This window comes from Pseudothauera nasutitermitis, assembly GCF_004801295.1.
In the GTDB taxonomy this organism is placed as follows: domain Bacteria; phylum Pseudomonadota; class Gammaproteobacteria; order Burkholderiales; family Rhodocyclaceae; genus Pseudothauera; species Pseudothauera nasutitermitis.
Genome location: NZ_SSOC01000001.1, coordinates 394,916 through 407,850, shown reverse-complemented (window position 1 = coordinate 407,850; position 12,935 = coordinate 394,916). Strand labels below are relative to the sequence as shown.

13 protein-coding genes are annotated in these 12,935 nt (G+C 67.2%); 1 reads left to right on the top strand and 12 read right to left on the bottom strand.

The window, feature by feature from the left end; all coding sequences use genetic code 11:
* Positions 1-21 precede the first annotated feature (21 nt).
* From E6C76_RS01945 to E6C76_RS01935, 3 genes are all read right to left on the bottom strand, one after another.
* Positions 22-2,625 carry a TRAP transporter permease gene (locus E6C76_RS01945; protein ID WP_136346578.1) on the bottom strand — a complete coding sequence of 868 codons (2,604 nt, stop codon included), beginning with the start codon at positions 2,623-2,625 and terminating at the stop codon, positions 22-24.
* Positions 2,626-2,789: 164 nt separating this feature from the next.
* The gene (locus E6C76_RS01940; protein WP_136346577.1) at positions 2,790-3,758 is read right to left on the bottom strand and encodes a TAXI family TRAP transporter solute-binding subunit; all 969 of its coding nucleotides are present in this window, start codon (positions 3,756-3,758) and stop codon (positions 2,790-2,792) included.
* Between the two features lie 122 nt (positions 3,759-3,880).
* The gene (locus tag E6C76_RS01935; RefSeq protein ID WP_136346576.1) at positions 3,881-5,179 is read right to left on the bottom strand and encodes a D-amino acid dehydrogenase; all 1,299 of its coding nucleotides are present in this window, start codon (positions 5,177-5,179) and stop codon (positions 3,881-3,883) included.
* A gap of 114 nt (positions 5,180-5,293) precedes the next feature.
* Here E6C76_RS01935 and E6C76_RS01930 point away from each other — a divergent pair, with 114 nt between their 5' ends.
* Positions 5,294-6,271, top strand: a complete 978-nt coding sequence (locus E6C76_RS01930; protein WP_136346575.1) for a LysR family transcriptional regulator — start codon at positions 5,294-5,296, stop codon at positions 6,269-6,271.
* Positions 6,272-6,283: 12 nt separating this feature from the next.
* On the opposite strand, the gene E6C76_RS01925 is transcribed toward E6C76_RS01930, so the two are convergent.
* From E6C76_RS01925 to E6C76_RS01885, 9 genes are all read right to left on the bottom strand, one after another.
* A complete protein-coding gene (locus E6C76_RS01925; RefSeq protein ID WP_136346574.1) occupies positions 6,284-6,715 on the bottom strand; it encodes a protein YgfX in 432 nt (143 codons plus the stop codon).
* 10 nt (positions 6,716-6,725) lie between these two features.
* On the bottom strand, positions 6,726-7,964 hold the full coding sequence (fabF, locus tag E6C76_RS01920) for a beta-ketoacyl-ACP synthase II (protein WP_136346573.1): 1,239 nt from the start codon (positions 7,962-7,964) through the stop codon (positions 6,726-6,728).
* 87 nt (positions 7,965-8,051) lie between these two features.
* Positions 8,052-8,291: an acyl carrier protein gene (gene acpP, locus E6C76_RS01915; protein ID WP_136346572.1), complete on the bottom strand. Its 240-nt coding sequence runs from the start codon at positions 8,289-8,291 to the stop codon at positions 8,052-8,054.
* 92 nt (positions 8,292-8,383) lie between these two features.
* Positions 8,384-9,139 carry a 3-oxoacyl-ACP reductase FabG gene (gene fabG / locus E6C76_RS01910; RefSeq protein WP_136346571.1) on the bottom strand — a complete coding sequence of 252 codons (756 nt, stop codon included), beginning with the start codon at positions 9,137-9,139 and terminating at the stop codon, positions 8,384-8,386.
* 4 nt (positions 9,140-9,143) lie between these two features.
* Positions 9,144-10,076, bottom strand: coding sequence for an ACP S-malonyltransferase (fabD, locus tag E6C76_RS01905; RefSeq protein ID WP_136346570.1), 933 nt, complete (start codon positions 10,074-10,076; stop codon positions 9,144-9,146).
* A gap of 57 nt (positions 10,077-10,133) precedes the next feature.
* Positions 10,134-11,099, bottom strand: coding sequence for a beta-ketoacyl-ACP synthase III (locus E6C76_RS01900; protein ID WP_136346569.1), 966 nt, complete (start codon positions 11,097-11,099; stop codon positions 10,134-10,136).
* Positions 11,096-12,109: a phosphate acyltransferase PlsX gene (gene plsX / locus E6C76_RS01895; RefSeq protein ID WP_136346568.1), complete on the bottom strand. Its 1,014-nt coding sequence runs from the start codon at positions 12,107-12,109 to the stop codon at positions 11,096-11,098. The genes E6C76_RS01900 and plsX overlap by 4 nt, the downstream gene beginning before the upstream one ends.
* A 92-nt stretch (positions 12,110-12,201) precedes the next feature.
* Positions 12,202-12,381, bottom strand: a complete 180-nt coding sequence (gene rpmF / locus E6C76_RS01890; protein WP_136346567.1) for a 50S ribosomal protein L32 — start codon at positions 12,379-12,381, stop codon at positions 12,202-12,204.
* A 29-nt stretch (positions 12,382-12,410) separates the two neighbouring features.
* Complete coding sequence (locus tag E6C76_RS01885; protein ID WP_136346566.1) at positions 12,411-12,923, bottom strand: YceD family protein; 513 nt, start codon at positions 12,921-12,923, stop codon at positions 12,411-12,413.
* Positions 12,924-12,935: the final 12 nt, after the last annotated feature.

The following is a 12,935-nucleotide window of genomic DNA, read 5'->3' as shown; positions in this document are numbered from 1 at the left end:
GCGGCGGTTTGAACCTTCGGTCTAGGTGGCCATCGGCTGATGCACCGGATGCAGCGCGCGGCGGCGCAGCTGCAGCCAGGCGATCAGGCCGAGCAGCAGCAGCGGCGGGATGAACATCCACTCGTCGCGCGGCCGGTCGGTCGGCAGTTCGATATAGGCGATGTCGAGGCCCTGCTCCACGCCCAGCTTCGCGGCCTGGCTGCCGAAGCGCACCGACACCACGGACACCTGGCCGCCGAACGAGCTGACCATCACCCCGGCGTGGTTCAGGCGCTCCTGCAAGCTGCCCTGCGGACCCAGCGGCAGCAGCACGCCCTTGGAAATGTCCTTGCCCTCAATGCTGATGCCTTCGATGAACACCCGCAGGCTGGCATTGTCGGGCGCCTGTTCGACCACGCGCGTCAACTCGCTGACCGGCACTTGTTCATACGGTGGATAGAGCATATCCATCCAGAAGCCGGGGCGGAACAGGCTGAAGGTGATGAGCAGCAGCGCCACGCCTTCCCAGGCGCGGTTGCGCGTGAAGAACCAGCCCTGCGTGGCCGCCGCGAACATCAGGTTGGCGAGGATGGCGCTCGACACGGTGAGGACGAAAATCCACCACGAGTCGATGCCGATCATCAGCAACTGGGTGTTGAAGATGAACATGAACGGCAGGATCGCGGTACGGATGGAGTACAGGAAGGCCTGCGCCCCGGCGACGATCGGATCGCAGCGCGCGATGCCGGCCGCCGCATAGGCGGCCAGACCCACCGGCGGCGTGGCGTCGGCCATCAGGCCGAAATAGAACACGAACATGTGCACCGCGATCAGCGGCACCAGCAGGCCGTTCTGCGCGCCCACCTCAACCACCACCGGCGCCATCAGCGTGGACACGATGATGTAGTTGGCGGTGGTGGGCAGCCCCAGGCCGAGGATCAGGCAGATGAAGGCCACCATGAACAGCATGATCATCAGGTTGCCGCCGGAGACCAGTTCGACGAACTCGGTGAGCACCAGGCCGACGCCGGTCAGCGTCACCGTGCCCACGATGATGCCCGCGGCGGCCGTGGCGATGCCGATGCCGATCATGTTGCGCGCGCCGTTGACCAGGCCATGGTACAGATCGCCGAGGCCGCGCATGGTCGCCGCAGGCAGATTGCCCTGGCCGCGGAAGAAGGCCTGCAGCGGACGCTGGGTGACCAGGATGAAGATCATGAACACGGTGGCCCAGAACGCCGACAGGCCGGGCGAAAGTTCCTCGACCATCAGGTTCCAGATCAGCGCGACCACCGGCAGCAGGAAATACAGCCCGGTCTTCAGTGTCGGGCCGGTTTCCGGCAGTTCGGTGAGCGGCTTGTTCGGGTCGTCCATGTGCAGTTCGGGCTGCTGGGCAGAATAGCGCACCAGCGCCACATAGGCGATCAGCATCAACACGGAAACCACCAGGGTGGAGGCTTCTCCAGTCAGATCCTTGATCCAGCCCAGGCCGTAATACACCAGCCCGGCGAGGATGATCAGGCCGCTCACGGTGAGCCCGAACGAGATCAGCCGCTTGCTGGCCGGTGCGATGTTGCGCCGGGGCAAGCCGCGGATGTTGGCCTTCATGGCCTCCAGGTGCACCAGATAGAACAGCGCGGTATAGGAGATGATCGCCGGCAGGAAGGCGTGCTTGATGACCTCGTTGTAGGTGATGCCGACGTATTCCACCATCAGGAAGGCCGCCGCGCCCATCACCGGCGGCATGATCTGCCCGTCCACCGACGCGGCCACCTCGATGGCCGCCGCCTTGGTGGGCTTGTAGCCCACGCGCTTCATCAGCGGGATGGTGAAGGTGCCGGTGGTCACCACGTTGGCGATCGACGAGCCGGAAATCAGCCCGGTGGTCGCCGAGGCCACCACCGAGGCCTTGGCCGGACCGCCGTGCATGTGGCCGAGCATGGAGATGGCGGCCTTGATGAAGTAGTTGCCGGCGCCGGCCGTCTCCAGCAACGCGCCGAACAGCACGAACAGGAAGATGAAGCTGGTGGACACGCCCAGCGCCACGCCGAACACGCCCTCGGTGGACAGCCACAGGTGGCTCATCCCCTTGTTCAGCGACGCCCCGCGGTGGGCGATCATCTCCGGCATGTAGGGGCCGAGGAAGATGTAGCCGATGAACACGATGGCGAGGATCACCATCGGCAGGCCGAGCACGCGGCGGGTGACCTCGAGCAGCAGGGTGATCCCGGCAATGGCGACGATCAGATCCATCTGCGTCGGCAGGCCGGGACGCGTGGAAAGTTCGCGGTAGAACAGGTACAGGTAGGCCGCACAGAATGCCCCGGCGGCGGCCAGCACCCAGTCGATCACGGGGATGTAGGCGCGCGGCGAGCGCTTGAAGGCGGGATAGGCCAGATAACCCAGGAAGACGGCCAGCGCCAGATGCAGGGCACGGGCCTCGGTATCGTTGAGGATGAAGAAGCCGAACGAGAACGGCAGCGGCGAGGCGAACCAGAGCTGGAACAGGGACCATGCCAGCGCGGCGAAGGAAAGCACCCCGGCGGCCCAGCCGATCGGCCTGCGTCCGCCGGTATCGGCTTCGGCAATCATCCGTTTCAGCTCTTCATCGGTCATCGCATGGGGGGTTGGGGTCGGGTTCGACATGCAGCCGTCTCCTGAAAAAGGCCTGGAATCCGCCGGCTCCGCCGCATCCGGCGATAGCCGGAGCGGAGAACCGTCCGGGCACGGCACGGAATGGCGTGCCCATGTGCCCGGAGAAATGAAAGCGGGCGCCGGAACCTGTCAGGTTCCGGCGCCCCGCGGCTTGCTTACAGCCAGCCCTTTTCCTTGTAGTAGCGGATGGCGCCTTCGTGCAGCGGCGCGCTCAGCCCGTTCTTCACCATCTCTTCGGGCTTCAGGTTGGCGAACGCCGGGTGCAGGCGCTTGAAGTCCTCGAAGTTCTCGAACACGGCCTTGACCATGGTGTAGACCACTTCGTCCGGCACCTTGGCGGAGGTCACGAAGGTGGCCGCGACGCCATAGGTCGGGGTCGGGTTGGGGTTGTTGTTGTACAGACCGCCGGGAATCTCGACCTTGGCATAGTACGGCGCGCCATCGACCAGCTTGTCGACCGCCGGACCGGTCAGCGGCACCAGCTGCGCGCCGCAGGTGGTGGTCGGATCCTGGATGTTGGCCGAGGGGTGGCCCACGCCGTAGAAGAAACCGTCGATCTTGTTGTCGCACAGCGCGGCGCCGTGCTCGTCGGCCTTCAGCTCGGAGGCCAGGGAGAAGTCCGAAGTCTTCCAGCCCAGCGCGCCCAGCAGCTCCTCCATCGACGCGCGCGTGCCCGAGCCCGGATTGCCGATGTTGAAACGCTTGCCCTTCAGATCGTCGAAGGACTTGGCACCGACTTCCTTGCGCGCCAGCACGGTGAACGGCTCCGGGTGCAGCGACATCACCGCACGCAGGTCAGGGTAGGCGCCGGCATTGGCGAAGGAACTGGAGCCGTTGTACGCGTGGTACTGCCAGTCGGACTGCGCCACGCCGAAATCCAGTTCGCCGGCGCGGATGGTGTTCAGGTTGTAGACCGAACCGCCGGTGCTCTCGACGGAGCAGCGGATGCCATGTTCCGCGCGGTTCATGTTGATCAGGCGGCAGATCGCGCCACCGGCGGCGTAGTACACCCCGGTGACCCCACCGGTACCGATGGTCACGAATTTCTGTTGCGCATGGGCCGGAGCGGCTCCCAGCGCGGCGACGGTCGCGCAGGCTGCGGCGATGGCGGTCAGTTTTTTCATGCTACGTCCTCCAAGGGTGATGCACAGGGCGTTCCGCCGGAATTGGCGGGGTGAAAGGTTTGCATTGAAACAAACTAATACGGTTGAAATCAAATTGTGCTCAATATTTCTCATTTCCCCTGCTAAGCACGTAACGGTTTGCGCCAACCTTGCGGCGTCGCGTTGGCCAGCAGGAAACCTTCATGGGGCACCGCGGTATGACGGCCGGCGAGCAGATCGGCCAGCAGCCCCCCACTGCCCATCGCCAGGGTGAAGCCCAGGGCGCCGTGGCCCACGTTGATCCACAGGTTCACGGCGCCGGCCCGGTCGATGATCGGCCGCCCGGTGGGCGTCGCCGGACGCAGGCCGGCCCAGGTGGAGATCTGCGCATCGGCCACCCAGTCGCCAAAGGCCTCGCGCGTTTCCCGGATCAGCGTGGCGACGCGATCGGGCTGCACCGAGGCATCCGCGCCGACGATGTCGGCCATGCCCGCCACGCGCAGCTGGTGGGCCAGCGGCGCATAGACGATCTTGCGCTGGAAATCGGTGACGCTGACCCGTGGAGCCGCCGCGGCGCCCTGCTCGCCCAGCGCCACGCTGATGCTGTAGCCCTTCACCGGATAGATCGGCAGGCGCACGCCCAGCGGGGCCAGCAGCGCCGGCGCGCTGGCCCCGGCGGCGATCACCAGCTGATCCACCGCCAGCCGCCCGCGCTCGCGCAGCAGCACCGCACGCACGCGGCCATCGCCCGCTTCCAGCGCGGTGGCCTCATCGCCCAGCACGAACTCGGCCGGGCGCTCGCCCTCGCACAGGCGCGTTTCCAGTTCGCGGCACAGCTTCAGGCAGTCCCCGGCGTCCTCGCTGGCGGTATGGATGCCGCCCTGCAGATGCGGGCGCAGGCGGGCCAGCGCGGGCTCCAGCGCCACGCACTCGTCGGCATCGAGCGCACGCTGCTCCGAGGCCAGATCCGCCGAGGAGGCGATCAGCCGGCGCGCGGCGGCGAAGGTCGCCGGATCGCGGTGCACCACCAGCTTGCCGTTGCGCACGAAATCGAAATCCAGCCCATGTCTTTCGACCATGGCATGCACCAGCGACTGGCTGTACAGCGAAAGCGGCAGCAGGTTGCCGACCGAGCGCAGCTTGTCGTTCTGGTTGCAGGCCTTGAGAAAACTCAGCAGCCACTGCCATTGCCGGGGATCGAAGCACGGGCGGAAGCGCACCGGCGCATCGCGCCGCATCAGCCACGCGGGAATCTTGGCGAGGATGTCCGGATCGGCCAGCGGGGCGATGTAGCGGTAGCTCAACTGCCCGCCGTTGGCATGGCTGGTTTCCATGCCGGTCTGGGCATGGCGGTCGATCACCACCACCTCGTGCCCATCCTCGCGCAACGCCCAGGCACTGGCCAGACCGACGATTCCCGCTCCAATGACCGCAATACGCACGATGTCTCCACACGCTGTGTCGCCGAAAGGCGACCCGAGAATCGAATATAGCGGGAGCGTTACAAGGACAGCGTGCAGATCCTGCGGTAAGGTATGCCTTCAAGACATGGATGAATGGAGGCTCTCTTGCGGCTGCGCCAGATCGAAATCTTCCGCGCGGTGATGATCGCCGGCTCGGTCAGCGAGGCGGCACGCATGCTGCACGTGTCCCAGCCGGTGGTCTCCCGCGTGCTGCGGCATGCCGAGGCTTCGCTGGGTTTTCCGCTGTTCGAGCGCGGGCGTGGACGGCTGACGCCCACCCCGGAGGCCCATACCCTGTTCGCCCAGGTCGGTCGCGCCTGGCGGGAGATCGAGCGCGTCGACGCGCTCGCGGGCAATCTGCGGCGCGGTACTTCCGGCCTGCTGCGTCTGGCGGTCACCCCTTCGCTGGCGGTCACCCTGCTCCCCAGCGCGCTGACCAGCATGCGTGAATCGACGCCGGAGATCGTGCTGGATCTGTGGGCCAGCCATACCCCGGAAATCGAGGACCACCTGCTGGCCTTCGACGTCGATGTGGGCGTGGTCATCGAACCCGGCGCCCACGTGGCCCTGATGAGCGCGCCGCTGGCCGGCGGCGAGATGCTGCTGGCCGTTCCGCGCGCCTGGGAAGCGGCCATGGCCGGCCTGTTCACCGGCGACGGCCCCGTGCCTTCGACACGCTGGTATGCACAATGGGGAGAACAGCCCTACATCGGCCTGTCCGAGGCCACCGCGCTCGGCGAGCGCCTGGCCGCCACGCTGGGCGCGCACGGCTGGCCGCTGCGCCATTCGCTGAGCGTGCAGACCTATGCGCTGGCCGGCACGCTGGTGGAACATGGCCTGGGTTACGCCTTCGTCGATTCGTTCACCGCCGCCGGCCTGAATCCGCGCAAGGTTCTGCTGCTGCGCCTGGAAAACGGCATCCCGTTCCAGCTCAGCATGCTGCGCCACGTTGCCACGCCGCGCTCGGTGCTGCTGGCACGCCTGGAGAAATCCCTGCTGCAGGCCGTCGATGAGCGGCGCAAGCTGCTCTGGCAGCATCTGTCGCCCTGGCGGCTGCAGATGGAGAGTTGAACACGCGCGCGTTCAGCGCTCGTCCGCCCTTCCGCCATCTGCCCGGGCGCGGTGGCGCAGCCAGATGCGCAGCGGCCGCCATCGTCCGGACGGCAGCGCATCGGGCAGCAGCATCAGGCTTTGGCGTCTGCCCGCGGCGGCGCGCCAGTGCAGCCAGATCGCCCAGCCGAAATCGGTACTGCCCGCCTCCAGCGCAACGACCTCGCCGTCCACATCGAGCAGGCCATCGGCACGCAGCACCAGTACCTGCTGCAGCGGATGGCGCCAGCGCCGGGCATGCCGGAACACGCTCGCCAGGATGAGCAGCACGCCGGCCAGCCGGGCCGGCCAGGGCAGCGAGGAAAACAGGAAAGCCAGCGCGGCCGCCAGGTGGACCGCGCCGCTCAGCGCCACCAGGTGGCGCGAGGAACGCAGGGGCAGGTGGAGCGGATAACGCGCCGCCACCCGCCGCCCGTCAGCTCAGCCGGCGGAAGACCAGCGTGCCGTTGGTGCCGCCGAAGCCGAAGTTGTTCTTCAGCGCGACGTCGATGCGCATTTCGCGCGCCACGTTGGCGCAGTAATCCAGATCGCACTCCGGATCCTGCTCGAAGAGATTGATGGTCGGCGGGGAAATCTGGTTGTGCACCGCGAGCACGGTGAACACCGACTCCAGGCCGCCCGCGCCACCCAGCAGGTGGCCGGTCATCGACTTGGTGGAGTTGACCACCAGCTTCTTCGCCACATCGGCGCCGAAGGCGAGCTTGATCGCCTCGGTTTCGTTCTTGTCGCCCAGCGGCGTGGAGGTGCCGTGGGCGTTCAGGTAGTGCACCTGGTCCGCATTCACGCCGGCGTTCTTCATGGCATTGACCATGCTGCGGCGCGGGCCGTCGGTATCCGGCGCGGTCATGTGATAGGCGTCGCCGCTCATGCCGAAGCCGGCCAGTTCGGCGTAGATCTTCGCGCCGCGCTTGACCGCGTGCTCGTACTCCTCCAGCACCAGCACGCCGGCGCCCTCGCCCAGCACGAAGCCGTCGCGTTCCTTGTCCCACGGACGGCTGGCGGTGGCCGGATCGTCGTTGCGGGTGGACAGCGCCTTGGCCGAGGAGAAGCCACCGATGGCCAGGTGGGTGACGGTGGATTCCGCCCCGCCGCACACCATCACGTCGGCATCGCCGTACTCGATCATGCGCGCGCTGGTGCCGATGGCGTGCAGGCCGGTGGTACACGCGGTGACCACGGCGATGTTGGGGCCCTTCAGGCCGAACATGATCGACAGGTTGCCCGAGATCATGTTGATGATGGTGCCGGGAATGAAGAACGGCGAAATCTTGCGCGGACCGCCGTTCAGGTAATCGTCGTGGGTTTCCTCGATCATCGGCAGGCCGCCGATGCCCGAACCGATGTTCACGCCGATGCGGTCGGCGTTGGCCTCGGTGACCTCGATGCCCGAATCGCGGATGGCCTGGATGCCGGCGGCCATGCCGTAATGGATGAACACATCCATGCGGCGGGCCTCCTTGGGCGAGAGGTATTCGGCAACGTCGAAGCCCTTGACTTCGCCGGCGATGCGCACCGGGAAGGCGCTGGCATCGAAACGGGTGATCGGGGCGATGCCGCTTTTCCCGGCAATCAGGTTTTCCCAGGCTTCGGGAACGCTATTGCCGACCGGCGAGATGGCACCCAGACCGGTAACGACGACTCTACGACGCGACACAGGCGACTCCGTAAGGAAACGAGGCGGAGGAAATGCAAAGCACCGGACCCCGCGCGTGCGGGGCCCGGCTGGAAGACAAGCGAATGCTTACTGCTTGAGGTGGGCGTTGACGTAGTCGATCGCCTGCTGGACGGTGGTGATCTTCTCGGCTTCCTCGTCCGGGATCTCGCACTCGAACTCTTCTTCCAGCGCCATGACCAGTTCCACGGTGTCCAGCGAATCCGCGCCCAGATCGTCCACGAACGAAGACTCGTTCTTGATCTCCGATTCGTTCACGCCAAGTTGCTCAGCGACGATCTTGCGGACGCGCTGTTCGATGTTCTCCATGAAAAAACTCCTTCCCTGAAAGATGGGGGTATAAGAAAAAAAAGCCGGCGTATTCTACCAAAAAGCACCGGAACCGCTATCGCGAGCCGCGCTCACGACATGTACATACCGCCATTGACGTGCAGCGTCGTGCCGGTGACGTAGGCCGCCGCCGGCGAAACCAGGAAGGCGACCGCGCCAGCGATCTCTTCCGGCTTGCCCAGACGACCCAGCGCGATGTTGCCGAGCAGCGCGTCGCGCGCGGCGTCCGGCAGGGCGCGGGTCATGTCCGTATCGATGAAACCGGGGGCCACACAGTTCACCGTGATGTTGCGGCTGCCCAGCTCGCGCGCCAGCGCGCGGCTCATGCCGGCCACGCCGGCCTTGGCGGCGGCGTAGTTGGCCTGGCCCGGGTTGCCGGCGCTGCCGACCACCGAAGTGATGTTCACGATACGCCCGTTGCGCGCCTTCATCATGCCGCGCATCACCAGGCGGCTCATGCGGAACACGGCCTTCAGGTTGGTATCGATGACCGCGTCCCACTCCTCGTCCTTCATGCGCATGGCGAGATTGTCGCGGGTGATGCCGGCATTGTTCACCAGCACGCCCACGGCGCCGAAGCGCTTTTCGATGTCGCCCACCACGGCCTCGCAGGCCGCCGCATCGGTGACGTCGAGCGCCAGCCCGGCGCCCTGCAGGCCGGCGTCGGCGATGGCCTTGCCGATGTCGGCGGCGCCCGCCGCCGACGTGGCGGTGCCCACCACGGTGGCGCCCAGGCGCCCGAGTTCCAGCAGCACCGCGCGGCCGATGCCGCGTGAGGCGCCGGTGACCAGGGCGACCTGCCCTTGCAGACTGAACACATTGCTCATGCGCTTACCCCTTCACGGCCGCGACGGCCTGTTCCAGACTGGCGGCATCGTGTGCCGAACCGCCTTCGACTTCCTTGGCGATGCGCTTGGTCATGCCCGCCAGCACCTTGCCCGGGCCGCACTCGATGACGTGCGACAGGCCGCGCCGGCCCATCTCCTGCACGCTCTCGATCCAGCGCACCGGCGAGAAGGCCTGGCGCACCAGCGCGTCGCGAATCTTCGCAGGTTCGTCGTACACCGCCACATCCACGTTGTTGAGCACCGCGATGCGGGGCTGCGCGATCGCCACGCCGGCCAGGCGCTCGGCCAGGCGTTCGGCGGCCGGCTTCATCAACGCGCAATGGAAGGGCGCGGACACCGGCAGCAGCACGGCGCGCTTGGCGCCCCTGGCCTTGGCGACCTCCACTGCGCGCTCCACCGCCGCCTTGGCGCCGGCGATGACGATCTGCCCCGGCGCGTTCAGGTTGGCGGCTTCCACCACCTCGCCCTGCGCGGCCTCGGCACAGGCCTCGCGCACCGCGTCGGCCTCCAGGCCGAGCAGCGCGGCCATCGCGCCCTCGCCGGCCGGCACCGCCTCCTGCATGGCCTGCGCGCGGAAGCGCACCAGTGGCACGGCATCGGCGAAGGCCAGCGCGCCGGCGGCGACCAGCGCGGAATACTCGCCCAGGCTGTGCCCGGCGACCACAGCCGGCAGCGGACCGCCGGCGGCCTGCCAGGCGCGCCAGGCCGCCACCCCGGCGGTCAGCATCAGCGGCTGGGTATTGACGGTGAGCGCCAGACGCTCGGCCGGGCCTTCATCGACCATCTGCCACAGATCCTCGCCGAGCGCCTCGGAGGCCTCCGCGAAGGTGTCGCGGATCACCGCGCTGTCGCCGTAGCCGGCCATCATGCCGACGGACTGGGAACCCTGTCCCGGGAAAACCAGAGCAAAACTCATCGTGCCTCCCACGTGTGGACCGCGCCACGGGCACGGCCGCGTTCACAATGCGTTGGATCAGAAATCGAGCAGCACCGCGCCCCAGGTGAAGCCGCCGCCCACGCCCTCGAGGACGATGCGGTGGCCCGGGCGGATGCGGCCGTCGCGCACCGCCAGATCGAGCGCCAGCGGCACCGAGGCCGCCGAGGTATTGCCGTGCACATCGACGGTGGTGATCACACGCTCCATCGACAGCCCCAGCCGCTTCGCGGTGGCCTGGATGATGCGGATGTTGGCCTGGTGGGGAATCAGCCAGTCGATCTGGGCCGGCACGGCGCCGGCCTGTTCGAGCACCTCGAGGGCCACGTCGCCGAGCACCTTGACGGCGAACTTGAACACCGCCTGCCCGTCCATGCGCAGAAAGGGATCGCCGGTGACCACGCCGCCGGCCACGTTGCCCGGCACGCACAGGATGGCATGGTGGCTGCCGTCCGCATGCAGCGCGCTGGCACGGATGCCCGGCGCGGGGCTGGCTTCCAGCACCACGGCGCCGGCGCCGTCGCCGAACAGCACGCAGGTGCCGCGATCCGACCAGTCGAGGATGCGCGAGAACACTTCGGCGCCGACCACCAGCGCGCGCTTGTGGCTGCCCGAACGGATGAACTTCTCGGCAATGCTCAACGCATACACGAAGCCGCTGCACACCGCCTGCACGTCGAACGCCGCGCCGCCGCTGCGCATGCCCAGCTTGGCCTGCAGCAGCGCGGCAGTGCTGGGGAACACGTAATCCGGCGTGGACGTGGCGACGATGAGCAGATCGATGTCGTCCGCCATGCAGCCGGCCGCCTCGATGGCGCGCTCGGCGGCCACCTGGGCCAGGTCGCTGGCATTCACGCCGGCCGGCGCCAGATGGCGGCTGCGGATGCCGGTGCGCCCGACGATCCACTCGTCCGAGGTATCCACCCCGCGTGCGACCAGATCATCATTGCTGACCGGATCACCGGGCAGATAGCTGCCGGTACCCGCGATGCGTGCGTAGATCATGCTGCCTCCCCTTGTGCCATCGCCGCCATGCGGTCGCTGATGCGCTCGATGAGCCGGTTGGCCGCCGCCTCGGCGGCGCGATGGATGGCGTGTTCGAAGCCGTAGGCATCGGCGGAGCCGTGGCTCTTCACCACCACACCGCGCAGGCCGAGCAGGGCCGCGCCGTTGTAGCGCCGGTGATCGACGCGCTTCTTGAATGACTTCAGCACCGGCAACGCGGCCAGCGCCATCAGCTTGGTGAAGACGCCGCGCGAGAATTCCTGCCTGAGGAAGGCGGTGAGCATCTGCACCAGGCCCTCGGTGGTCTTCAACGCCACGTTGCCGACGAAGCCGTCGCACACCACCACGTCGGCCGAACCGTCGTAGATGTTCTCCACGTTGCCACAGAAATTCAGATCGCTGGCGCGCAGCAACGCGAAGGCTTCGCGCACCACCTCGTTGCCTTTGATCTCTTCTTCGCCGATGTTGAGCAGGCCGACGCGCGGACGCTCGACATGCTCCACGGCGGCGACCAGCTGCGCGCCCATGATGCCGAACTGCAGCAGATGCTCGGCCGTGCAATCGACGTTGGCGCCCAGATCGAGCATGTACACACGCTCGTTCTTCGACGGCAGCACGGTGGCGATGGCCGGACGGTCGATACCCGGCAGGGTCTTCAGCACGAAGCGCGAGATCGCCATCAGCGCGCCGGTGTTGCCGGCGGACACCGCCGCCTGGGCCTCGCCCGCCTTCACCAGGTTGATGGCGACCCGCATCGACGAGTCTTTCTTGTTCTTCATGGCGATGGTCGGCGATTCATCCATGCCCACCACCTGGGAGGCGGGATGGATGCGCAGGCGCTCGCCAAATTCGGTGGCGGCCTTGCCCAGCGCCGGACCGAGCACCTCGGGCTGACCGACCAGGACGATACGGGCGGCGGCGTGGCTGCGCAGAAAGGCCAGCGCGGCCGGAACGGTCACGGACGGACCGTGATCGCCACCCATGCAGTCGATCGCAACGGTGACACTCATCGGCTACTCGCGTGGAATGAAACGGGGAATCAGAACGAAAAAACGGCGCATGCGCCCGGGGCGCTGCGCCGCCTTGAGTCCGAGGACGGGGCTTATTCGCCCTTGACCTTGACGACCTTCTTGCCGCGGTAGAAACCGTTCGGGCTGATGTGGTGACGCAGGTGCACCTCGCCGGTGGTGGCTTCGACGGCCAGCGGCGGGGTGGTCAGGAAGTCGTGCGCACGGTGCATGCCACGCTTGGACGGGGACTTCTTGTTTTGCTGAACGGCCATGAAATGCTCCTAAGACAATATCGTGCCCATCAGCGCTGCGTGGGGATCTTCAGACCCGCCAGCGCCGCGAAGGGCGATTTCTTCTCGTCCGCGCTTTCCGGGCGCGGAACCTCACAATCATCGTGTCGCGGGGCGATCGGCAGGGCGAGCAGAATCTCTTCCTCGACCAGCGCCACCACGTCCATGTCGGCCACGGCCTCGATGGCGTCCTGCTCGTCGTCTTCCAGCTCTTCCTCCGGAATCGGTTGCCCGACCGGCACCAGCAGCAGCGTGGTCGACAGCGACAGCGGCCACTCCAGCGCGCCCAGGCAACGCTGGCAGCGCAGGCGCAACGCACCGGACGCCGTCAGCAGCAGGCGCGCCTTGCGGTCCTCGCCGACCTCGCCGACCACTTCCCACGCCACCGTGCCGGTGCCGTCGGTGAGTTGATCCGCGAGCCGCCCGAGACCGGCCACCGCCACGTTCCCGCGCACCACGCGGGCATCCCGCGCAAAACGGATGGGATCGGCCAGCCTGACCGGATCGGAGCCTTGTTGCGACATAAGGGGCGCATG

Coding starts and splice junctions, on each gene's coding strand:
- E6C76_RS01945 (WP_136346578.1), bottom strand. CDS start 2,625: ATGTCGAACCCGACCCCAACCCCCCATGCGATGACCGATGAAGAGCTG.
- E6C76_RS01940 (WP_136346577.1), bottom strand. CDS start 3,758: ATGAAAAAACTGACCGCCATCGCCGCAGCCTGCGCGACCGTCGCCGCG.
- E6C76_RS01930 (WP_136346575.1), top strand. CDS start 5,294: ATGGAGGCTCTCTTGCGGCTGCGCCAGATCGAAATCTTCCGCGCGGTG.
- acpP (WP_136346572.1), bottom strand. CDS start 8,291: ATGGAGAACATCGAACAGCGCGTCCGCAAGATCGTCGCTGAGCAACTT.
- fabG (WP_136346571.1), bottom strand. CDS start 9,139: ATGAGCAATGTGTTCAGTCTGCAAGGGCAGGTCGCCCTGGTCACCGGC.
- fabD (WP_136346570.1), bottom strand. CDS start 10,076: ATGAGTTTTGCTCTGGTTTTCCCGGGACAGGGTTCCCAGTCCGTCGGC.
- E6C76_RS01900 (WP_136346569.1), bottom strand. CDS start 11,099: ATGATCTACGCACGCATCGCGGGTACCGGCAGCTATCTGCCCGGTGAT.
- plsX (WP_136346568.1), bottom strand. CDS start 12,109: ATGAGTGTCACCGTTGCGATCGACTGCATGGGTGGCGATCACGGTCCG.
- rpmF (WP_136346567.1), bottom strand. CDS start 12,381: ATGGCCGTTCAGCAAAACAAGAAGTCCCCGTCCAAGCGTGGCATGCAC.
- E6C76_RS01885 (WP_136346566.1), bottom strand. CDS start 12,923: ATGTCGCAACAAGGCTCCGATCCGGTCAGGCTGGCCGATCCCATCCGT.